The organism is Aurantimonas sp., assembly GCF_964217435.1.
Taxonomy (GTDB): domain Bacteria; phylum Pseudomonadota; class Alphaproteobacteria; order Rhizobiales; family Rhizobiaceae; genus Aurantimonas; species Aurantimonas coralicida.
Window position 1 is genome coordinate 145,866 of record NZ_CAXPJM010000054.1, and the last position, 19,497, is coordinate 165,362.

Here is a 19,497-nt window from a genome sequence, read left to right on the forward strand (position 1 = left end):
ACAAAGGAAGGGGTCGGCATCGCGCCGGCCCCTTTTTCGTGTGAGGCGCTACGCCTGTTTGGCCGCCAGCAGTGCCAGTGCCGCGGCGGGCGCGGCGCGGCAGACGGCGTCGCGCATTTCGCCGGGGCAGTCGAACAGGTCGGAGAAGTCGACGATGCCCCGGTCGAGCCGCGCGGCGAGGCGGCGGAGCACCGGGCGGCCGGCGCCGGCCACGACCACCGGCGCGTCGTCCGACACGTCCTCGCGCGAAAGCACCTGTAGCGCCGCGTCGTGGACATGGCGGACCTGCGCCTCGGCAAAGGCATGGGCCAGCCATTCCCAGGCGCCGTCGCCGGCATCGGCGGCATCCATGCCCACCATCCGTGCCAGGCGCCGGCGCGAGGCCTCCAGCGTCTTCTCGTGGCCATCGGCGGCCGGGTGCAGGTCATCGGCCTCGTCGAGCGTGCCGACGATGCGTTGGACATCGGCCATGGTCGCGAAGAACTCGTTCATCACCGGGATCGAGCGCCCGGCGAAGGGGACGCGGTTTTCCACCGCCATCAGCGCCGTGCGGGTGTAGCCCTGATAGACGAGCTCGCCCTCCACCAGCCGCTGCCGGTCGGTGAAGCCGCGCGCCCTGGCAGTGCCGCCGGCGAGGGGCACGATGTCGGTCGTCGTCGATCCCATGTCGAGGAACAGGGCTTCCTCGATGGCGGTCGCGGCCAGCGCCGCGCTCACATGCCAGTTCGCCGAGGCGATGGCGTCGGCATGGCCGCGGGCGTCGCCGGGGGCGAGAAAGCCGGACGCGCCAGCATAGATCAGGACGTCGCCGCTCAGGCGCTCGGCGAAGATCCGCGTGAGCTGCGCCACGCCGTCCCGGCGCGATTCGAAGACGTCCGACAATTCGCCGGTCATCGTCACGGCATGCCGGTCCACCTCCGGCATACCCTCCAGTATGGTCGTCAGCGCGCGATCCAGATGCTCCAGCCCCTGCCAGATCGGGCTCGGCTCCTGCCAGACCTTGAGGACACGCTCTCCCTCCGCCAGCACCGCCTTCAGATGCGCGCCACCGACGTCCCAACCCAGCGTTCTCGTCATGCCATGTCCGCTCGTTTCTGATACGGGGCATCCTATACCACCGAACAGCGCGGCGGCGCGAGCCGAGGGCCCCATGCAGATCATCCCGGTACTCGACCTCAAGGACGGCCGCGTCGTGCGCGGCGTTATGGGCGACCGCGCCAACTACCGGCCGATCGAGACGCCGCTGGCGGATAGCGCCGATCCGGTGGCGGTGGCGCGGGGGCTGATGGCGCTGGCGCCGTTCCGCAGCCTCTACATCGCCGATCTCGACGCCATCGAGGGGCGGCCTGCCAACGACGCGGCCATTGCCCAGCTCGGGGCGGCCTTTCCGACGACGGAGATCTGGATCGATGCCGGCGTGCACACGACCGCCGATGCGCGGCGCGTTCTGGCCGGGCCCCGCCATGTGGCGGTGGTCGGCTCGGAATCGGTCGAGGGTGCCGGCGTTGCCCGCGACCTTGCGGACGAGCCCCGGGCGGTGCTGTCGCTGGACTTTCGCGGCGACGACTTTCTCGGTCCGGTGGAACTTCGGACAGAGGCTTCCCTCTGGCCGCGGCGCCTGATCGTCATGACCCTGGCGCGGGTGGGCAGCGGCGCCGGTCCGGATCTGGAGCGGCTGGCGAGCGTGGCGGCGCGGGCCGGGGATCGGGCGATCTTTGCCGCCGGCGGCGTGCGCGGCGCGGGCGACGTCGCTGCGTTGAAAAAGGCAGGGATCGCCGGTGCGCTGGTGTCGACGGCCTTGCATGACGGCCGGCTGGCCCCGGCGGATCTGCAGCGCCTCGTCTGATCTTAGCAAGATACGGCCGGCGCGTTGTCGCCCGGTGGGAAGTGCAAGAAAAAAGGGGCCGCAAGGGCCCCTTTTCCGTCTGTCGTCCTCGTTCCCGCGGGAACTGGCTTCCTATTGGAAACCGAACTTGGCGGCCAATCGCCGGAGGAGGCCGGCGGGCATCGCCGGCTTGTCGTCTCCCCCGGGATGGTTCCTTGTCTAAGCGCCGGCGAACGGGTGAGCCGCCGAGCCTTTCTTGGAGACCACTTCCGCGGCGGTCGGCGTGCCCTTGATGGCGCGCTCGATGGATTCCATCGTCGCCTGGTAGTTGTAGTCGCGGATCTTGGCGTCGTCCTCGGCTTCCCAGTGGATGAAGACGCCGACGCAGATGAACAGGTCGTCGGCTTCGGCCTGCGGGATGATGCCCTTCTCGACCGAATCGGCGACGGCGCGCGCAACGGCGGTCTGCGCCGGTCCGAACATCTGGACGGCCTGCTTGGCGCCCTTGATGGTGACCTTGTTGAACATGACCGTGTTCGGCTTGCACGGCAGGTTCGGCGCGACGACGGCGAGCAGCGTCGTGAAGCCGTCCTTGTTGTTGGTCAGCGAGTTACAGAACGCCGACTCGGCGGCGGACCCGCGGGGTCCGATGATGAGATCGATATGGGCGACTTCGTTGCCTTCGCCGACGAGCGACTCGCCGACCATGACCTTGTTGATTGTTGCCATGAGCAATTCCTCCAAATGTGCCAACCTGACGCGGCTTGCCGCCGGCCCGGCTCTAAGAACTTACGATCCCGAAAGGCATCTTCGGCAGCGCCCTCCAAAAGCACGCGACCGCATCTCCCTCCCGGTCGCCGGACGGCCTCCCGACCGGCATACGTCTATCCTTGTTAGCGGCGTCCCCCGCGGGACCGGTTAGCCAGATAGTCAAGGTGTCACATGGACCCTTACGGCCGACAGTCAATCACTCCCGTTGCGCTTCCGCAAGGTTCTGCGCGAAAAGGCTGGCGACCGTCAGATCGGCCGATGTACCGGGATTGCGGCCGTCGCGCTTGAGGGCGGCATCGAGGCGAAGCGCCAGGGCAAGACGGGCGTCCGGATCCCGCGTCCGGGCCAGATCGTCGGCGAGACCGGCCATTTGCCGGCGCACCGTCTCGGCAACGCCTAGCCCGTATTTGCGCTGGAGGTGACTGTCGGGAAAGACCGATGCGAAGGCGAGATAGGCGGCGAGCGCCGGGCCGGTTCCCGGCGTCTGCACCGCGGTGTCCGGAGCGGCGAGGGCCGGCAGGCCGATCTCGAAGATCTCGCGAAACCCGTCGGCATATTGCCGGGCGACGAGGTCCCGGTCAGCGGCAAGCCGCATGGCTTCGACGAGGCCGATTGTCGGCGGCGAGCGCACGTCCTGTTCGGCGGCCTCGCCGAGCCCTCCGGGCGTCGCCAAGGCAATGGCTGCGAAGGTGTCCTGCGCATCCTGCGCATCCAGCTGGGCGAGGACATCCGCCACCGCCTCGCGCAGATCGCCGCCGCCAGTTGCATGACCCTCGGCCGCCGCCGCCAGTGGCGCGCAGAGAAGGACGATGCCGAGATTGGCGTTGAGGCCGACCGCCCCCCAGCTGGCGCGGGTTGCGCCGAGGATGCGCGCGCCGACGCCGAGATCGTGCCGGGCGATCCACGGCGCGGTTGCCCTTGCGGCGGCTTCGAAGGTGTCGGCACGCATGCCGTGGCCGCCGGCAAAGCGGTGGACATTGCCGGGTTTGGCGGCGTCGAGCTCGGCCCGGCAGGCGGCGAGGAAGGCGGCGGCGATCCGGTCGGGCGCAAGGCTCATACGGCGTGGGGCAGCGGCTGCGACAGAAGCTGACGGCGGCGGGCCTCGGCCAGCGCCACCACGTCGCGAGCGCGGATGGCAGCGATGTCGCTGCCGGTGGCGCGCTGCAGTCCGGTCCAGGCGGGCATGGAATTGACCTCGATGATCGCTGCGCGGCCGCTCTCGTCGCGCAGCAGGTCGACGCCGCAGAAATCCCCCTCGACGGCGGCGGTGGCGGCGATCGCAAGCTCTTCCATCTCACGGTCGGCCGGCATGGCGACGGCGTTGGCGCCCTGCTTGACGTTGGTGATCCAGTTCGCCGCCTCGCGCCGCATCGAGGCAACGGCGCGGCCCGCCGAGACGAGCACCCGCACGTCGCTCCAGCGCCCGCCGGTCTCGACCCCGGCATAGCGTTGCAGATAATAGACGCCGCCCGCGATCTCGCCGGCCGGCGGCAGGTCGTCCGCGCCGCGCACCAGCTTCAGCCCCTTGCCCTGCGCCCCGAAGAGCGGCTTCATCACCATCGGGCCGGGCTCGGCGGCGAGGATGCGCGCGGCCTCGGCGCGGCTCTCCACCGCGTAGCTGCGCGGGCTCGGCAGGCCCGCCCGGTGCAGGAGGAAGCTGGTCATCGACTTGTCGACGCAGTTCTCGACGGCGCGCGGGCCGTTGGAGACCGGCACGCCGCTGCGCGCCAGAGCGTGGAGGATGCCGAGCCGGCGTGTGACCTGCTCGAAGCTTCCGGCATCCATCGTGCGCAGGCAGACCGCGTCCGGCAGCTCGTCGCCGAATTGCGGAATGCGCAGGCCGCTTGCCGCGCCGGTGTCGAAGCCGATCTCCGACAGGCCGGCCAGCACCACCGTCGCGCCGAGTGCGCCGAAGGCCGCGATCAGGTCGCGGGCATGCCGGTCCCGGTCGGCCGAGACCAGGAGGATGCGCGGGGCGCCGGATGCGCCGGGAGCCGCCGGTTCAGCCAAAGGAGGCGTCGATCAGCTTGGGATCGACCGCGCCGCCGCGGAAAGTCTCGCCGGTTTCCAAGGCCACGACCGCCACTTCGGCGGGCGAGAACAGCATCGGGTCGATCTTGTAGAAATCGCCCTCGTAGCGGCGGAAGATCTCGGCAAAAGGCGTGCCGTAGTCGTTGGCGGTCGAACTCGGCAGCTTCTCGGCCAGTGCTTTGGCGTCGGCGGCCGGGCCGGTGACATGCAAAAGGATGCGCCCGCCATAGATGACGGCGTCGTTGGTGCGGCCCATGGCGGTGATGAAGTCGGGATGCGGCGGGCTGAGCGGCGCCGTGCCGGTGCCCTCGAGGATCCGCGACAGGTCGAATTTCAGCTCATGCGCTTTGTGCAGCGCCACCTCGACCACGCGGCCGACGATCTGCACCGAGCCGGCCAGACTCTGGGTCGGCGCGTAGATGATGGTCAGCGCCTCGGGCGCCACGCCGCAATCGGCGGCGATCTGCCTAACGAGGTCTTCCGGCGGCGGACTGCCGGATTCCAGCACCAGCGTCGCCGTGGCGCTTTGATCGGCATAGGAGATGTCCTTGAACAGCGCCTCCTTGCCGGCCAGCGCCCGGCCGGGGCCCGAACCCATGGCGAAATAGGCCGCGTCGCCCTCGCCGCTGGTCAGCTGCCAGCCGGCATACTGGCTGCCGAGGCAGGCGACGACCGGCTGCGAGGTGCGCGTCGTCAGGGTGAACGGCCAGCGGGGCAGGTAGGGGGCGGAGCCGAGCGTCACCTCGCCGAGCCCGCCGAGGCAGATCTCCGTCATCAGCCTGCCGGCCTCGAGGCTGCCGGTGACCGACGCGCCGGCATCGATCAGCGTTTCGCCGGCGGGTCCGGTGGAGATTCCGATCCGCAGTTCCGCCGCGCGACGCTGCAGGGTCTCGATCAGGGGGAGAACGCCTCCGTTGACCGACAATTGCGATGCACGGCTCATGCGGCCATCCTCCCGGTTCGTTCATGCAGTTGGTCCACGCGGGCGTGGAACAGGGCCTCGGCGGCCGCAGCGTCGGCCGCTTCGGCAACGACCGTGCACAGCGGCTGGCCGGGACCGAACGCGGCCGGCGGCAGGGTGCGGTCGCAGGTCCATTCCGGCCAGTCGAAATCGGCCGGCAGGGTCACCGCGACGTCGGTCCAGGCAAGGCCCGAGGCGCGGACGGTGCCGGCGGGCGGAACGCTCGTCGGCAGGCGCCCCCGGCAGGCATCGAGATGCAGCGCCAGAAACGGTGCGTCGTCCCGGTCGTAGATGTCGACGGTCGCGCCGAAGCGGGCGTTGATTTCGAGCAGCACCGGCCCCTCCGGCGTCAGCACGAAATCGCCGCTGGCGATGCCGGCGAGCGGCACCTCGCGCGTCAGCCGCTCCAGTGCCGCGACCATGGCCGGGCCGCTGTCGCCGGGCGGGACCAGCGGGCCCACCGCGCCGCCATAGCGGAACGGCTCATCGGCTGAGGGGGCCGCCCATTGCCGGGTGAAGCCCAGCACCGCGATCCGGCCTTCGGCCGCGAGGAAGGCCGCCGACCATTTCTCGCCCGTCACCCTGCGCTGGACATAGCGATCGGCGTCGAGCGCCGTGCCGTCTGCCGGCCGGACATGGCTGCCGCCGGCGCCGCCGATCTTCTTGGACACCCAGCTGGCGGGATCGCCGACAACGCTGCGCCGGGTCTCGGGATGGGCAATTCCGGCCTTTGCGCAGAGCGCGGCGAAGGCTTCGGGCTCTTTGAGCAGGCGGGTCGTGGCGGCGTCGGTCCCGAGGACCGGCCAGCGCGCGCCGATCCGCTCCAACAGCTCGGTGCGATCCTCGAAGCCGGCGCCCGGAACGAAGCCGATCGGCGCATGGCCGTCGGCCAGCCGGCCGAGGATCGCCAGCAGTTCCTCGCCGTCGAAGCCGTCGGGATAGTCGCCATGCAGCACCTCGGCCGCCAGTGCCGACTGCTTCAGGTCGAGGTCGCCGAAGAAGTCGACCGCCAGCGCGTCGATGCCGGAGCGGCGGGCGCTTTCGGCGATCTGACGCGCCGAAAAGGCGGCACAGAGGATGCTGGGGCGCGATGCCATCGGGTTACGAGACCAGGGTGCGGGCCAGCGCGAAGGCATCGCGGAAGTCGAGCACCTGCGGCTCCTCCGCCTCGATCATGCGCTGCAGGAGCCCGGATTCGGTCTTCGACTTCAACGGGCCGACCGCCAGCGCGCCGATGCCGAAGGCCTCGGTGCCGTCGATCTGTTCCTCGTCATCCATGACATCGATGCCCTCGAGGCCGAGCGGCGGGACCGCGTTGGCGTCGGCGGCAACGAGGAGCTTCGGCGCGCCCCGGATCTGGTCCTTGCCGAGCACCTGCACGCCGGCCTTGGCGGCGGCGATGATGACGTGGACGTCCTCGATGATTGCGGTGTTCTTGTCGTCGGACGAGCCGTCGACCGGCTCGACCTCTACGCCGAAGCGCTCCTTCATCTCGGCCGCGCGCTTGGAGATCCGCTCGATCCCGTCATAGCCGACCACTTTCACCGTGGCGCCTTCCAACGCGGCGATGACGGCGGCGCAATAGCCGACGACGCCGGTGGCGCCGAAGACGGCGATGGTGACGTCCTTCAGCGCCGTCTGCTTGCGGTTCTTCAGGGTGCGCTCGATGCAGGCGACCATGGCGGCGGCCGTGGTGAAGGAGCCCGACGGATCGGCCATGATGTTGCAGCCGAAGGGCGGCACGAGCGCGTCCTTCGCCGCCGCGATCATGTCCAGCGCCAGCACCGAATCATTGCCGCCGAAGAACACCGCCGAGCGCACGCCGCGATCCGGCGGGCGCGAGAAGATTACGTCCTGAACGAGGTCGGCGACCTCCGCCATCTCCACGCTCTCATAGGGCAGCACCGCATCGTAGCCGGCGTCGAGCGCCATGTTCACGTCGAAGGGGCTGATGTGCTTCTGCGGCGTGATCATGTGCAGGATGTTCTTGTGCGCCATGGAAAGTCTCCGGTCTGCATGTGCGTTCGCCGGGCCGGTCGGCCACGACGGTGCCAGGGCTCGTCGCCGCTAGCCGGTGCCCGTCAGTCGGAGCCCGCGGCGTTCGACGCCGGCTCCATGATTGCGTCCCGCAAGAATGCGGATGTCGAGCCCCGCGGCGGCCTCGCCGATCGCCGCGACGAGGCGGCGGGCCTCGCGGGCCGAGGGGGCGAAGGCGAAGCCGGTCGGGCCCCATGAGCTCTGGCCGATGCCGTGGGCGCCGGCCAGAGCCAGCGCTTCGCAGGCCCGGGCCACCGCCGGGCTGGTGAAGACGCCGCCCTGGGCGGGGGCGAAATGCTCGCCGACCATCTGCTGGATGGTGGCGATGGCGGCGCCGAAGCCGGCAATGTCGGTCTCTGCCAGCGACGGCAGGGCCTGCATCAGCACCAGCCGGCAGATCTCCGCGATCTGCGCCTCGGGAAAGGCCGCCAGCGTCGCGAAGGCGGCGACTTCGTCGGCGCCGTGAAAGCCCGTATCGCTCGGATCGAGGACGAGGATGACCCGCCAGTCGTGCGGAAACGGCAGCCGCGCGATCAGTGGCGGCGGCATGTCGCTCTCGCCCTTGCCGCCATCCACCGCCACGCCGCCGCCGGTAACGAAGGCCGCGCCGAGGCCCGACCTATTGCCGCGGCCGAGCCGTGCGGCGTCGCCGGCGAGGTCGGCCGGCAGCCCTTCCAGGGCACGCAGGGCGGTCGCCACGGCCAGCGCCAGCTGGGTGCCCGATCCGAGGCCTGAATGGGCGGGGATGGCGTCCGAGATCGTCAGCTCGTGGCGGACGCCGATGCCCAGATGCCGGCGCATGTCGACGAGATAGGCGGCTGCGCGACCCGCTTCCGGACCGTCGACATGGTCCTGCCGGGCCCGCCGGATGGAAAGCCGCGTTGCTGGTTCTTCCAGCGCCATGCCGATTCCGCCGAACCGGCGCGCGGACTGGCCGCCGGGATCGAGAAATCCCAGATGCAGGCGAGCGGGCGCCGAGACGTTGACGACGTCGTCTGTCACTTTGTCCCCTGAACTTGCGTGCCCGCACCCTATTATTGCGGCGAATACCGATGGGGCAAGCGTAGTGGAGGAGAAAACCATGGCGGCGAAGACCTATTCCGATGCCGAGGTGACCAAGCGACTGGAGGCGGAGCTGCCCACATGGCGGCTCGAGGACGGCTGGATTCGCCGCACCTACAAGACCGCGGGCTGGAAGGGCACGCTGATGGTGATCAATGCCGTCGGCCATCTGGCCGAGGCCGCATTCCACCATCCCGACATCACCGCCTCCTATGCCTGGGTCGAGGTGCGGCTGGTGAATCACGCCGCCAAGGGGATCACCGATTCGGACTTCGCCCTGGCGAAGATGATCGAGCAGGTGGTCATGTGGCAGCCGGGCAAGGAGGACGGGCCGCTGTCGGGCACGCCGGACGATCCGCGCTTCGCCTATATCAAATACGACAAGAGCTGAGACCTGGCGGCGGGGATTTGATCTTCGCCGCCAAGGCTGTAGTTTGCATCACGGGCACAGAAAGCGAATGGTTTTGCAGAACGCATGGATCGACGGGAAACCGGCGTCCACACAGGAGGCTGTGTCCGCAGCGGCGGAGCTGATCGGCCGAAGCCGCCTGCCTCTCGTGACCGGACTTTCGACCGATATCGCAGGCATCAAGGCCGCGGTCGCCCTGGCGCAGATCGCTGGCGGGGCGATTGATCATGCCGCCTCGAAGGGCATCTACCCGCTGATCTCGGCGATGCGCGACAGCGGCATGATGCTGGCCGCGCCGTCCGAGATCCGGCGCCGTGCCGATCGCGTGCTGGTGATCGGTGACGACGCGTTCGAAGACGCACCCGACATGCCGGATTATCTGTTCGATGAAACGCCGGATCTCGGTAAGCCGACCCGCGGCGTCGAGCGCCAGATCCTGTGGCTGGGCGCTGGCGACGACATGCCGGACCTGCCGGAATCGGTCGCGCTGCACGGCATCGACTGCGCCGGTGACGATCTCCTCGACGCGCTGTCGGCGATCCGCGCCGAGTTGGCCGGGCACCAGCACGGCGCCGGGCCGCTGCCGGCGCCAACCGTGCAATTCGTCGCCGAATGGCTGAAGGAGGCGGCGTTCGGCTGCGCCATCTTCGCGCCGGCCAGCCTCGACAGCCTCACCATCGAGATGCTCGCCGGGCTGGTCTTCGACCTGAACGCCGAGACCCGTTTCACCAGCCTGCCGATGCTGCGGAGCGACCAGGCCTTTGCCGCGGCGCAGGCGACCACCTGGACGACCGGATTTCCGCTGCGCAGCGGTTTCGGCCGCGGCTACCCCGACCACGATCCGCATCTGTATCGCGGCGAATGGCTGATCGCCGATGGAGAGGCGGATCTGGCGGTGCATGTCGCCGCGCTGGACGGCGAGGACGAGATCGAACCGGAGTGGTCCGGCAAGGTACCGGTCGTCGCGCTGTGCGGCGAGGCGACCGACTGGACCCATCCGCCGAAGATCGCCTTCGCCGTGGCGACGGCCGGCCGCGATCACGACAGCGTCCTCTACGACAATCGCTTCGGCGGCTTCGTGCCGGTCGCGGCGTCGCGGACGGGCGAGGACGCCGGTGGGCGCATGACGGCGGCGGCCGTCCTTGCGGCGATCGCCGCGCATCTGGGACAGACGACGACGGAAGCGGCAGCATGATCGTCGGACGGAAAGGGGCGTCTGCATGCTGACGCATTTGAAGAACGGCCATGTCGTCGACCCGGCCAACGACCGGGACGCGGTAGGGGATCTGTATCTCGCCGACGGCGTCGTCGTCGGTGCGCCGACGGACGGGCGCCGGCCCGACGAGACGATCGACTGCAAGGGGCTGATCGTCATGGCGGGCGCCATCGACATTCATTCCCACATCGCCAGCGGGCACGTGAACACGGCGCGGCTGCTGCTGCCGGAATATCACCGGGCCTTCCAGTCGCGGCCGGGCGCGACCGGGCTCTCCAAGGTCGGCTGGACCACCGAGGAAACCGGCCTGCGCTACGCCGAAATGGGCTTCACCACTGTGGTCGAGCCCGCCATGGCGCCGTCCTCGGCGCTGCATTCCCATCTCGAACTCGCCGACATCCCGATCATCGACAAGGCAACGCTCGTCGTCCTCGGCAATGACGATTTCCTGATGGCGATGATCCGCGACGGCGAGAGCGAGAGCGCCATTGCCGACTATGTCGCCTGGACCGTCTCGGCGTCGCGGGCGCTCGGCGTCAAATGCATCAATGCCGGCGGCTCCGCGGCCTTCAAGGAGAATGTCCGCAAGTTCGACTTCGACGACATCGTGCCCGATTACGGCGTGTCGTCGCGCAAGATCGTCAAGACGCTGCAGGGCGCGGTGAACGGGCTCGGCATCCCGCATCCGCTGCATGTTCATTGCAACAATCTCGGCGTGCCCGGCGATTCTGCCTCGTCGGCGGAGGCGACCATCGGCGCGGCCGAGGGCCTGCCGATGCATCTCGCCCATATCCAGTTCTACGGCTACGGCACCGAGGGCAAGCGCGGCTTTTCCTCCGTCGGGCAGCGACTGGCCGATCTCGTCAACCGGACGCCGGAGGTCACCGTCGATATCGGTCAGGTGATGTTCGGCCAGACCGTGACGATCTCCTCGGACGAGATGCGCCAGTTCGCCGGCCGGCCGCAGGCCAGCCCCGGCAAGACGATCATCTTCGACCACGAGGCCAATGGCGGCGGCGTGGTGCCGATGGAGTACAAGCAGAAGAGCTTCTTCAACGCGCTGCAATGGGCGATCGGGCTGGAACTGTTCCTCCTGATCGAGGACCCGTCGCGGGTGTTCTTCACCACCGATCATCCCAATGGCGCGCCGTTCACCAGCTACCCCGACATCTTCGCGCTGCTGATGGACCGCGGCGTGCGCCAGCTCTGGCTCGACGCGCTGCCGAAATCGGTGGTGCGGATGACCAGCCTTCCGGAGATCACCCGCGAATACACGTTGCGGGAGATCGCGACGATGACCCGCGCCGCCCCGGCCCGCCTGCTCGGCACGTCCGATCGCGGCCATCTGGGGGCAGGGGCCGTGGGCGACGTGGCGATCTACCGTCCGGGCCACGACAAGGCCGAGATGTTCGGCCGTGCGGCCTATGTCTTCAAGGACGGAGCCTTGGTCGTGAAGGACGGCACCGTCGTCAACCGCACCAATGGCCGCACGCTGACGGTCCGGCCCGAGGCGGACAAGGCGATGGCCAGGCGCCTCGACCGCTATTTCGACGAACGCTTCGGTCTGCCGTCGCGCTGGTTCGAGGTGCCGGACTTCGCCATCGGTCAAGAGGATCCGTTCAAGGTGATGCCATGCCGGACGTGACACAGGACGCGCCGTCCACGGCGATGACCCGCAATGGCGTCGTCATCGACGACACCTTCGCTGAAGCGTTTCCGATGAGCGGAACGGCCATCCAGGTCACCGCCGATTCCGAGAAATGGGCGATGGAGGCCGCGCGCTCCTTCACCGGCTTTGCCACCTCGGTGATCGCCTGCGGCTGCGAGGCCGGCATCGACCGCGTCGTGCCGGCGAGCGAGACCCGCGACGGGCGGCCGGGCGTGCGCATTCTCCTGTTCTCCATGGACAAGGACGGCCTCGCCAAGCAGCTCGGCACCCGGCTCGGCCAGTGCATCCTCACCAGCCCGTCCTCGGCCTGCTACGCCGACTTCGACAGCGAGACGCAGATCGATCTCGGCTCGGCCATCCGCTATTTCGCCGATGGCTGGCAGATCTCGAAGAAATTCGCCGGCCGGCATTTCTGGCGCATGCCGGTGATGGAGGGCGAATTCCTCTGCGAGGCGACGACCGGCATGACCGGCGACGGCGTCGGCGGCGGCAATCTCCTGTTCATGGCCCGCACCAGCGCACAGGCGCTGGCGGCGGCCGAGGCGGCGCTCGAGGCGATGCGTGCGGTGCCCGGTGCGATCATGCCGTTTCCCGGCGGGATCGTGCGCTCCGGTTCCAAGGTCGGCGGCAAGTACAAGGGCATGATGGCCTCCACCAACGATGCCTATTGCCCGACCCTGAAGGGCGTCACCCCATCGGCTCTGACGTCCGATATCGGCTCGGTGCTGGAGATCGTCATCGACGGCCTGTCGAAGAAGGCTGTGGCAGATGCGATGCGCGCCGGGCTGAAGGCTGCGGTCGATCTGGGACCCGACAAGGGCGCCTTGCGGATCGGCGCCGGCAATTACGGCGGCAATCTCGGACCGCATCACTTCCATCTGAAGGAGCTGGCGCCATGAGCGGGCTCACCTTCCGCAAGCGGGCCGAACCGGACCAGCGCATCGACCTGTCGGCCCTGATCCCGTCGCGCCTCGCCGGCCTTACCACGACCCAGATCGCCTCCCTGCCGATCGGCACGACCCGCTGGCTGGTCACGGTCGGCGACCTCTTCGACGTGTCGGGCGACGATCCGGCAAGCCTGCGCTTCGAGGGCGGCTCGCACCGCTTCGACCGGATCGGCGAAGGGCTCGATGGCGGCGAGATCCATGTCGAGGGCGACGCCGGCTGGCGGACCGGCCGGGTGATGAGCGCCGGACGGCTGACGGTGACGGGCTCGGCCGGCGGCTTCGCCGGTTCGGCCATGAGCGGCGGCGAGCTGCACATCGAGGGCGATGCGGGTGAATTTCTCGGCGGTCCACTGGCCGGCGAGATGGCGGGCATGTCGGGCGGCACGATCCGCGTCGGCGGCGCGGCCGGCGAACGGGTGGCCGATCGCATGCGGCGCGGCACCATCGTCGTCGCGGGCGCGCTCGGCGCCAATGCCGCCAGCCGGATGATCGCCGGCACGCTGATCGCCGGCGGCCGCGCCGCGGGCGTGCCCGGCCGGATGATGAAACGCGGCACGCTGATCCTGCCCGGCGGGGTCGAGCGCCTGTCGCCGACCTTCCTCGACAACGGCCCGGCCGACCTCCTGATCCTGAAGCTGATGGCCCGGGATATCGCCGCGGGATCCGCCGGCCCGGTGCCCTTTGATGGCGCGCCCATGCGCCGGTTCGGCGGCGACACGGCGGTGCTCGGCATGGGCGAGATCTTCCTGCCGCTTTGAGGCGGCGGGACTGCACAATTGCCATGCGACACGGCGCCACCGCTCTGCTGACTTGCCGGAAGGAGCCGCTAGTTCTGCATCCGGATGCAGCATCGCTGCGTATGTGAAGAGCGTATCCAGTTCGACCGGGCACCGTCGGATTCCCCAGGAAGGAAACGGCCGAGACGATGATTGACCTGATTTTGACCGTCTGCATGGTGAGCGACCCGTCGAACTGCCGGGAAGAGCGGCTGACCTATCAGAGCCGCGGCTCGCTGGCGCAATGCATGATGCTGTCGACGCCCTATGTCGCGGCCTGGGCCGGCGATCATCCGCAATGGACGATCAAGAGCTGGAAGTGCCACTGGCCGGAAGATCGCAAGGAAGCGATCTGAGCGGACAGCGCATCAGATCCCGTCTGCTGCCGCGCTGCTCACTGCGGTGAAAAACTAGGCATTGAACAAAATACAGGCAGATTTGATCTGCCCCAGGGTCAGGCTTGTCGCGCAACCGGTGGCTTCACCCGCCGGATGGCCGCGTTCCCCTGCTGTCCTTCGCGCATCACCAGTCTGGCACGGGGATTGCTCCCTGTGTGACCGGAGCCCGTCGCTGAGAGCGGGACCTGTCAACTGGAGAGCGTGAATGACATCACCTATCAATTGGCTTCGTGGCGCCGTCGCCGCGACCGCGATGAGCGGCGTCGCACTGACCGGTGCCGTGGCGCAGGACGCGCCGTCCGGCGATCCGATCAAGGTCGGCATCCTGCATTCGCTGTCGGGCACGATGGCGATTTCCGAGACCACCCTGAAGGACGCCATGCTGATGCTCATCGAGGAGCAGAACGCCAAGGGCGGTCTGCTCGGGCGTCCGCTCGAAGGTGTCGTGGTCGATCCGGCCTCCGACTGGCCGCTCTTCGCCGAGAAGATGCGCGACCTCGTCTCGGCCCAGGACGTGGCGGCGGTGTTCTGCTGCTGGACCTCGGTGTCGCGCAAGTCGATCCTGCCGGTGGCCGAAGAGCTCAACACGGTCGTCTTCTACCCGGTCCAGTACGAAGGTGAGGAATCCTCGCGCAACATCTTCTACACCGGTGCCGCGCCCAACCAGCAGGCGATCCCCGCCGTCGACTATCTGATGGAGGAAGGCGTCGAGCGCTGGGTGCTGGAAGGCACCGACTACGTCTATCCGCGCACCACCAACAAGATCCTCGAGCAGTATCTCAAGGACAAGGGCGTCGCCGCCGAGGACATCAAGGTCAACTACACCCCCTTCGGCTTCTCCGACTGGCAGACCGAGGTGTCGGCCATCAAGGAATTCGGCTCGACCGGCAAGAAGACCGCCGTCGTCTCGACCGTGAACGGCGACGCCAACGTGCCGTTCTACAAGGAACTCGCCAACCAGGGCATCGCCGCGACCGACATTCCTGTCGTCGCCTTCTCCGTCGGCGAGGAAGAGCTGGCCGGCATCGACACCGGCCCGCTGGTCGGCCATCTCGCCGCCTGGAACTACTTCCAGTCGGTCGATACGCCCGAGAATGCCGAGTTCATCGAGAAGTGGAAGACCTTCATCGGTGACGACAAGCGCGTCACCAACGATCCGATGGAAGCCCATTACATCGGCTTCAACATGTGGGTGAAGGCGGTCGAGGCCGCCGGCACGACCGAGGCCGACGCGGTCATCGCCGCCCTGCCGGGCGTCGAGGTGCCGAACCTCACCGGCGGCATGTCCACCATGCTGGCCAACCACCACATCACCAAGCCCGTGCTGATCGGCGAGATCAACGACGAGGGCCAGTTCGACATCGTCTCGGAGACCGAGGAACTGGTGCCGGGCGACGCCTGGTCCGACTTCCTGCCGGAATCCAAGAAGCTGACCGCCGACTGGACCGACCCGATCAATTGCGGGAACTACAACACCGAGACCAAGACCTGCGGCGGCGCTTCGGCGGAAGCCAAGTAAGCGGGTCCGACCTTCGTCCTCCCAAGACGAACCCGGCGGGGGCGGTCCCAGGCGACCGTCCCCGTCCCCCAGCGGCCCTCAGGTGGGATGTGATGCAACAGTTCTTCGAGCGATGCCGGACCGGTCTCATGCTGGTCGCGGGTCTCCTGCTGGCGGCCGGACTTCTGGCGGCGCAGCCTGCATGGGCCCAGGGCGCCGACCCGGCCACGATCGTCCAGAAATTTGGCGGTAAGCAGAGCTTCAGCGAAACCGAGGCGGTGATCGCGGAAGCAGCGGCCAGCGGCGATGCCGCGCTGGCGCCCGCCCTCAAGGCCCTGCGTGACGGCGGCCTCTACTGGCGCAAGAGCGACGAGGCCGTCTTCGTCGCCACGTCGCGCGGCGGCGAGATGGTCCTCACCGATCCGATCACCGGCGAGGCTGCCGGTACCGTCGCCAAGGCGGACGTCACCAAGGTTCGCATCAAGAATTCGATCCGCAACGCGGTCACCGCCGCCCTCGGCACCCTGACCCTGCGCGCCGCCGACCCGGCCCAGCGGCTGCGGGCCGCCAGCACCGTCTTTTCCGACGCCGATCCCGAGATGATCGCGCCGCTGGAAGCGGCGATCGCCGCCGAGACCGACGCCGGTGTCCTGGCCCGCCTAGAAGAGGCGCGCGCCGCCGCGATCCTCGCCTCCGACCGTCCGGCCGCCGAGAAGGCCGAGGCCGCCAAGGCGCTGCAGACGCGCGGCGACCGCGAGGCGCTGAACATGCTGCGCATCTTCGCCGATGCCACCGACGATCCGGTGGCCCGCGAGGCGGCGCGCGAATCCATCGCCGGCATCGAGGCCAACATCGCCTTCTGGAACCAGATGCAGAATGTCTGGTACGGCCTGTCGCTCGGCTCGGTGCTGCTGCTCGCCGCCATCGGGCTGGCCATCACCTTCGGCGTCATGGGCGTCATCAACATGGCCCATGGCGAGATGGTCATGCTGGGCGCCTACACGACCTTCGTGGTGCAGGAGGCGATCCGCGGCTCGGCGCCCTGGCTGTTTCCCTGGTCGCTGACCATCGCCCTGCCGCTGGCCTTCCTCGTCTCCGGCTTCGTCGGTCTCGTCATGGAGCGCGGCCTGATCCGCTTTCTCTACGGCCGGCCGCTGGAAACGCTGCTGGCGACCTTTGGCGTCTCGCTGATCCTGCAGCAGGCGGTGCGCACCGTCTTCGGCCCGACCAACCGCGAGGTCGGCAATCCCGACTGGATGTCCGGCGCCTTCGATGTCGGGCTGATGTCGATCACCTGGAACCGGCTGTGGATCATCGTCTTCGCGCTGGTCGTCTTCCTGGCGCTGCTCGCCGTCCTCAACCGCACGCCGCTCGGCCTGCAGATGCGCGCCGTCACCCAGAACCGCAAGATGGCCTCGGCCATGGGCATCCGTACCCCCTGGGTCGATGCCATGACCTTCGCGCTCGGCTCGGGCATCGCCGGCGTCGCCGGTGTCGCACTCAGCCAGATCGACAATGTCTCGCCGAGCCTCGGACAGGGCTACATCATCGACAGCTTCATGGTCGTGGTGTTCGGCGGGGTCGGCAATCTGTGGGGCACGCTGGTCGGGGCGATGAGCCTCGGCGTCCTCAACAAGTTCCTCGAACCCTATGCCGGCGCCGTCCTCGGCAAGATCATCGTGCTCGTCCTGATCATCCTCTTCATCCAGAAACGGCCGCGCGGCCTGTTCGCCCAGAAGGGGAGGTTCGTCGACGCATGATTCTCGCGCGCTTCCTCGGTCCCCGCATCTTCATCCTCGTCGCCGTGATCCTGGCGGCGGCGATCCTCGTGCCGCTGGCCAATCTCTGGCTGCCGGCCGGCCATCCGCTGCATGTGCCGTCGTACGCCGTGCCGCTGTTCGGCAAATATGTCTGCTACGCGCTCTTGGCGCTCGCCCTCGATCTGGTCTGGGGCTATGTCGGCATCCTGTCGCTCGGCCATGGCGCCTTCTTCGCCCTCGGCGGCTACGCCATGGGCATGTATCTGATGCGCCAGATCGGCTCGCGCGGGGTCTATGGCGACCCGGTGCTGCCGGACTTCATGGTGTTCCTGAACTGGCAGGAGCTGCCCTGGTACTGGTACGGCTTCGACCAGTTCTGGTTTGCTGCGCTGATGGTCGTGCTGGCACCCGGCATCCTGGCCTTCGTCTTCGGCTATTTCGCCTTCCGCAGCCGCGTCACCGGCGTCTATCTGTCGATCATCACCCAGGCGATGACCTACGCGCTGCTGCTGGCCTTCTTTCGCAACGACATGGGGTTCGGCGGCAATAACGGCCTGACCGACTTCAAGGAGCTGCTCGGCTTCTCGCTGCAGGCCGACACCACCCGCGCCGGCCTTTTCGCCGCCAGTTGCATCGCGCTGGCGGTGGCCGTGGTCATCGTCGGCTGGATCACCCGCTCGCGGCTCGGCAAGCTGATGGTCGCCGTGCGCGACGCCGAAAGCCGCACCCGCTTCATCGGCTGGCGGCCCGAGCATGTGAAGCTCTTCGCCTTCACCGTCTCGGCGGTGATGGCCGGCATTGCCGGCGCCCTCTACGTGCCGCAGGTCGGCATCATCAATCCCGGCGAGTTCGCCCCGGTCAATTCGATCGAGATCGTCGTCTGGGCGGCGGTCGGCGGCCGCGGCACGCTGATCGGCCCGGTCATCGGGGCGCTGCTGGTCAATTTCGGCAAGAGCACCTTCACCGCCGTCGCGCCGGAATTCTGGCTCTTCGTCCTCGGCAGCCTGTTCGTCTTCGTCACCCTGTTCCTGCCCCGCGGCATTGTCGGCACCATCGACCATGGCTGGAACGCCTGGCGTGCCCGGCGCGGTGATGCCGACCGCGAGAAGGGCGAGGCGGTCGACAAGACGCCCGTGCCGGCGCCGGGACCGGCGGAATGACCATGATGGACCAGATGACCGACGCCCCCGACAAGACCACGGCCACGGCAGGCGGGCCGGCCGCGCCCGCCGGCGATGCGGACGCCGCCTTGGCACCGCCAATCGTCTCGCCGCACCCCTATGCCACCCAGCGCGCCGCCCTGCTGGCCGAGCGCGAAGCCCTCGGCCAGGCGCGGCGCGACACGCTGCTCTATCTCGACGGGGTCACCAAGAGCTTCGACGGCTTCAAGGCGATCAACAATCTCTCGCTGGTCATCCAGAAGGGCGAGATGAGGGCGATCATCGGCCCGAACGGCGCCGGCAAGACCACCATGATGGACATCATCACCGGCAAGACCCGGCCCGACGAGGGCGAGGTCTATTTCGCCGGCGATGTCGACCTGACCAAGCAGGACGAGGCCGCCATCGCCAATATGGGCATCGGCCGAAAATTCCAGAAGCCGACCGTCTTCGAGAGCCACACGGTGGCCGACAACATCCGCATGTCGATGGCCGGCTCGCGCTCGATCTTCGCCGCGCTGCTGCACCGCGACAGTTCCGGCGAGCGCCAGACGGTCGCCGACATTCTGGAAACGACGCGCCTGACCGCCAAAGCGGGCACGCTGGCAGCCGATCTCAGCCATGGCCAGAAGCAGTGGCTGGAGATCGGCATGCTGCTGGCGCAGGATCCCGAACTCCTGCTGGTGGACGAACCGGTGGCCGGCATGACCGACGCCGAGACCGAGGAGACGGCGCGGCTCCTGCGCGAGATCGCCCGCACCCGGTCGGTGGTCGTCGTCGAGCACGACATGCATTTCGTGCGCGCCCTCGACGTCAAGGTCACCTGCCTGCACGAGGGCTCGGTGCTCTCCGAAGGCACGCTCGACCATGTTTCCGCCGATCCGCGTGTCGTCGAGGTGTATCTTGGCCGCTGAGACCTACGAAGCGGGCCGAGATCTGCGCGCGATGCCGCCCAGGAAGGGCACGACGCGTTGCTT

At 68.5% G+C, this 19,497-nt stretch carries 19 protein-coding genes; 11 read left to right on the forward strand and 8 right to left on the reverse strand.

Features of this window, described 5'->3' with window-relative positions:
• Positions 1–48: 48 nt before the first annotated feature.
• On the reverse strand, positions 49–1,077 hold the full coding sequence (locus tag ACEQX1_RS18900; protein WP_370192628.1) for a hydantoinase/oxoprolinase family protein: 1,029 nt from the start codon (positions 1,075–1,077) through the stop codon (positions 49–51).
• A 73-nt stretch (positions 1,078–1,150) separates the two neighbouring features.
• Here ACEQX1_RS18900 and ACEQX1_RS18905 point away from each other — a divergent pair, with 73 nt between their 5' ends.
• Positions 1,151–1,846: a HisA/HisF-related TIM barrel protein gene (locus ACEQX1_RS18905; RefSeq protein WP_370192631.1), complete on the forward strand. Its 696-nt coding sequence runs from the start codon at positions 1,151–1,153 to the stop codon at positions 1,844–1,846.
• 198 nt (positions 1,847–2,044) lie between these two features.
• Here the strand turns inward: ACEQX1_RS18905 and fae are convergent, their stop codons facing one another.
• From fae to ACEQX1_RS18940, 7 genes are all read right to left on the reverse strand, one after another.
• Positions 2,045–2,554: a formaldehyde-activating enzyme gene (gene fae, locus ACEQX1_RS18910; RefSeq protein ID WP_009210870.1), complete on the reverse strand. Its 510-nt coding sequence runs from the start codon at positions 2,552–2,554 to the stop codon at positions 2,045–2,047.
• Between the two features lie 238 nt (positions 2,555–2,792).
• Complete coding sequence (locus ACEQX1_RS18915; protein WP_370192634.1) at positions 2,793–3,653, reverse strand: triphosphoribosyl-dephospho-CoA synthase; 861 nt, start codon at positions 3,651–3,653, stop codon at positions 2,793–2,795.
• A complete protein-coding gene (locus tag ACEQX1_RS18920) occupies positions 3,650–4,606 on the reverse strand; it encodes a RimK family alpha-L-glutamate ligase (RefSeq protein ID WP_370192637.1) in 957 nt (318 codons plus the stop codon). The genes ACEQX1_RS18915 and ACEQX1_RS18920 overlap by 4 nt, the downstream gene beginning before the upstream one ends.
• Positions 4,599–5,570: a methenyltetrahydromethanopterin cyclohydrolase gene (mch, locus tag ACEQX1_RS18925; protein ID WP_370192639.1), complete on the reverse strand. Its 972-nt coding sequence runs from the start codon at positions 5,568–5,570 to the stop codon at positions 4,599–4,601. Before mch ends, ACEQX1_RS18920 begins: the two co-directional genes overlap by 8 nt.
• Positions 5,567–6,685: an ATP-grasp domain-containing protein gene (locus tag ACEQX1_RS18930; RefSeq protein WP_370197365.1), complete on the reverse strand. Its 1,119-nt coding sequence runs from the start codon at positions 6,683–6,685 to the stop codon at positions 5,567–5,569. The genes mch and ACEQX1_RS18930 overlap by 4 nt, the downstream gene beginning before the upstream one ends.
• Before the next feature lie 4 nt (positions 6,686–6,689).
• Complete coding sequence (locus ACEQX1_RS18935; RefSeq protein ID WP_370197367.1) at positions 6,690–7,586, reverse strand: NAD(P)-dependent methylenetetrahydromethanopterin dehydrogenase; 897 nt, start codon at positions 7,584–7,586, stop codon at positions 6,690–6,692.
• Positions 7,587–7,655: 69 nt separating this feature from the next.
• Positions 7,656–8,627 (reverse strand): beta-ribofuranosylaminobenzene 5'-phosphate synthase family protein, encoded by a 972-nt coding sequence (locus ACEQX1_RS18940; RefSeq protein WP_370197369.1) that lies wholly within the window; start codon positions 8,625–8,627, stop codon positions 7,656–7,658.
• A gap of 79 nt (positions 8,628–8,706) precedes the next feature.
• On the opposite strand from ACEQX1_RS18940, the gene ACEQX1_RS18945 reads away from it, so the two are divergent.
• The 10 genes from ACEQX1_RS18945 (at position 8,707) to urtD (ending at position 19,434) form a co-directional block, all read left to right on the forward strand.
• On the forward strand, positions 8,707–9,078 hold the full coding sequence (locus ACEQX1_RS18945; RefSeq protein ID WP_024349735.1) for a 4a-hydroxytetrahydrobiopterin dehydratase: 372 nt from the start codon (positions 8,707–8,709) through the stop codon (positions 9,076–9,078).
• 166 nt (positions 9,079–9,244) lie between these two features.
• On the forward strand, positions 9,245–10,291 hold the full coding sequence (locus ACEQX1_RS18950; protein ID WP_370197372.1) for a hypothetical protein: 1,047 nt from the start codon (positions 9,245–9,247) through the stop codon (positions 10,289–10,291).
• 25 nt (positions 10,292–10,316) lie between these two features.
• Complete coding sequence (locus ACEQX1_RS18955; protein ID WP_370192651.1) at positions 10,317–11,957, forward strand: formylmethanofuran dehydrogenase subunit A; 1,641 nt, start codon at positions 10,317–10,319, stop codon at positions 11,955–11,957.
• A gap of 23 nt (positions 11,958–11,980) precedes the next feature.
• The gene (gene fhcD / locus ACEQX1_RS18960; protein ID WP_370192660.1) at positions 11,981–12,880 is read left to right on the forward strand and encodes a formylmethanofuran--tetrahydromethanopterin N-formyltransferase; all 900 of its coding nucleotides are present in this window, start codon (positions 11,981–11,983) and stop codon (positions 12,878–12,880) included.
• The gene (locus ACEQX1_RS18965; RefSeq protein ID WP_370192653.1) at positions 12,877–13,686 is read left to right on the forward strand and encodes a formylmethanofuran dehydrogenase subunit C; all 810 of its coding nucleotides are present in this window, start codon (positions 12,877–12,879) and stop codon (positions 13,684–13,686) included. The genes fhcD and ACEQX1_RS18965 overlap by 4 nt, the downstream gene beginning before the upstream one ends.
• Before the next feature lie 167 nt (positions 13,687–13,853).
• The gene (locus ACEQX1_RS18970; protein WP_024349740.1) at positions 13,854–14,060 is read left to right on the forward strand and encodes a hypothetical protein; all 207 of its coding nucleotides are present in this window, start codon (positions 13,854–13,856) and stop codon (positions 14,058–14,060) included.
• Positions 14,061–14,307: 247 nt separating this feature from the next.
• The gene (urtA, locus tag ACEQX1_RS18975) at positions 14,308–15,621 is read left to right on the forward strand and encodes an urea ABC transporter substrate-binding protein (protein ID WP_009210859.1); all 1,314 of its coding nucleotides are present in this window, start codon (positions 14,308–14,310) and stop codon (positions 15,619–15,621) included.
• A gap of 92 nt (positions 15,622–15,713) precedes the next feature.
• Positions 15,714–17,360 carry an urea ABC transporter permease subunit UrtB gene (gene urtB, locus ACEQX1_RS18980; RefSeq protein WP_370197374.1) on the forward strand — a complete coding sequence of 549 codons (1,647 nt, stop codon included), beginning with the start codon at positions 15,714–15,716 and terminating at the stop codon, positions 17,358–17,360.
• Positions 17,357–18,520: an urea ABC transporter permease subunit UrtC gene (gene urtC, locus ACEQX1_RS18985; RefSeq protein ID WP_370197376.1), complete on the forward strand. Its 1,164-nt coding sequence runs from the start codon at positions 17,357–17,359 to the stop codon at positions 18,518–18,520. The genes urtB and urtC overlap by 4 nt, the downstream gene beginning before the upstream one ends.
• Positions 18,517–19,434: an urea ABC transporter ATP-binding protein UrtD gene (gene urtD, locus ACEQX1_RS18990; protein WP_370197378.1), complete on the forward strand. Its 918-nt coding sequence runs from the start codon at positions 18,517–18,519 to the stop codon at positions 19,432–19,434. Before urtC ends, urtD begins: the two co-directional genes overlap by 4 nt.
• The last annotated feature ends 63 nt before the right edge of the window (positions 19,435–19,497 follow it).

What these genes read in the sequence shown, in the direction of transcription:
- ACEQX1_RS18900 (WP_370192628.1), bottom strand. Translation starts at nt 1,077, where the DNA reads ATGACGAGAACGCTGGGTTGGGACGTCGGTGGCGCGCATCTGAAGGCG.
- ACEQX1_RS18905 (WP_370192631.1), top strand. Translation starts at nt 1,151, where the DNA reads ATGCAGATCATCCCGGTACTCGACCTCAAGGACGGCCGCGTCGTGCGC.
- fae (WP_009210870.1), bottom strand. Translation starts at nt 2,554, where the DNA reads ATGGCAACAATCAACAAGGTCATGGTCGGCGAGTCGCTCGTCGGCGAA.
- ACEQX1_RS18915 (WP_370192634.1), bottom strand. Translation starts at nt 3,653, where the DNA reads ATGAGCCTTGCGCCCGACCGGATCGCCGCCGCCTTCCTCGCCGCCTGC.
- mch (WP_370192639.1), bottom strand. Translation starts at nt 5,570, where the DNA reads ATGAGCCGTGCATCGCAATTGTCGGTCAACGGAGGCGTTCTCCCCCTG.
- ACEQX1_RS18930 (WP_370197365.1), bottom strand. Translation starts at nt 6,685, where the DNA reads ATGGCATCGCGCCCCAGCATCCTCTGTGCCGCCTTTTCGGCGCGTCAG.
- ACEQX1_RS18935 (WP_370197367.1), bottom strand. Translation starts at nt 7,586, where the DNA reads ATGGCGCACAAGAACATCCTGCACATGATCACGCCGCAGAAGCACATC.
- ACEQX1_RS18945 (WP_024349735.1), top strand. Translation starts at nt 8,707, where the DNA reads ATGGCGGCGAAGACCTATTCCGATGCCGAGGTGACCAAGCGACTGGAG.
- ACEQX1_RS18955 (WP_370192651.1), top strand. Translation starts at nt 10,317, where the DNA reads ATGCTGACGCATTTGAAGAACGGCCATGTCGTCGACCCGGCCAACGAC.
- fhcD (WP_370192660.1), top strand. Translation starts at nt 11,981, where the DNA reads ATGACCCGCAATGGCGTCGTCATCGACGACACCTTCGCTGAAGCGTTT.
- ACEQX1_RS18965 (WP_370192653.1), top strand. Translation starts at nt 12,877, where the DNA reads ATGAGCGGGCTCACCTTCCGCAAGCGGGCCGAACCGGACCAGCGCATC.
- ACEQX1_RS18970 (WP_024349740.1), top strand. Translation starts at nt 13,854, where the DNA reads ATGATTGACCTGATTTTGACCGTCTGCATGGTGAGCGACCCGTCGAAC.
- urtA (WP_009210859.1), top strand. Translation starts at nt 14,308, where the DNA reads ATGACATCACCTATCAATTGGCTTCGTGGCGCCGTCGCCGCGACCGCG.
- urtB (WP_370197374.1), top strand. Translation starts at nt 15,714, where the DNA reads ATGCAACAGTTCTTCGAGCGATGCCGGACCGGTCTCATGCTGGTCGCG.
- urtC (WP_370197376.1), top strand. Translation starts at nt 17,357, where the DNA reads ATGATTCTCGCGCGCTTCCTCGGTCCCCGCATCTTCATCCTCGTCGCC.
- urtD (WP_370197378.1), top strand. Translation starts at nt 18,517, where the DNA reads ATGACCATGATGGACCAGATGACCGACGCCCCCGACAAGACCACGGCC.